The sequence below is a fragment of the Aerococcus sp. L_32 genome, from assembly GCF_050689315.1.
Genome location: NZ_JBOEQF010001220.1, coordinates 1 through 546, shown reverse-complemented (window position 1 = coordinate 546; position 546 = coordinate 1). Strand labels below are relative to the sequence as shown.

The 546-nt window shown below is 41.0% G+C and carries 1 protein-coding gene; it reads right to left on the bottom strand.

Annotated features, from left to right (window positions below):
* Positions 1 to 327: MmgE/PrpD family protein (locus ACRCJ0_RS19030; protein ID WP_431391770.1), on the bottom strand; the 327-nt coding region annotated here is incomplete at its 3' end.
* Between the last annotated feature and the right edge of the window lie 219 nt (positions 328 to 546).

Sequence of the window (546 nt, the reverse complement as noted above, 5' to 3'; positions counted from 1 at the left end):
ATCAGATGGGTGGCAGGTTTCGTTTTTCGCTAGGTATGAATCGTTGTAGTCTAAATAACGGATAGCTGCCCCGTTATAAAAGGTTGCGTAGTCAGGGCTAGATTTACCGCCACCAAGTAAGGTTACTAGTGGGGCGCCACCTAAATCTTCTGTCATCGTGCGGATATCTTTCACGGGTTGGCCTTCTAAGGCACCAATCCCAACTCCAATACTATCTAAGAGACGTAATTTTAATACTTTAATGGCTTCATCTGACAAGTCATCATAGCTACGGCTTTCTACCCAGCTTGCAAGTTGTTGAACTAATGTTTGTTTATCATTTGACATCTACTCGACCTCCGATATGTTATTCAGTCTATTTTCTATATAGATATATAAGAAGGGTATGGTCAAAAACGCATACCCTCTATAGTTGATGTTTATACCACTACTTAGTTTTTACCGTCGTTTAAGGTGATTACACGGCCGAATAACTCGTTGTTACCCCAGATACCGCGACGGATACCTTCTAATTGTACGATTTGACTATGGTCAACGAACAAGTTT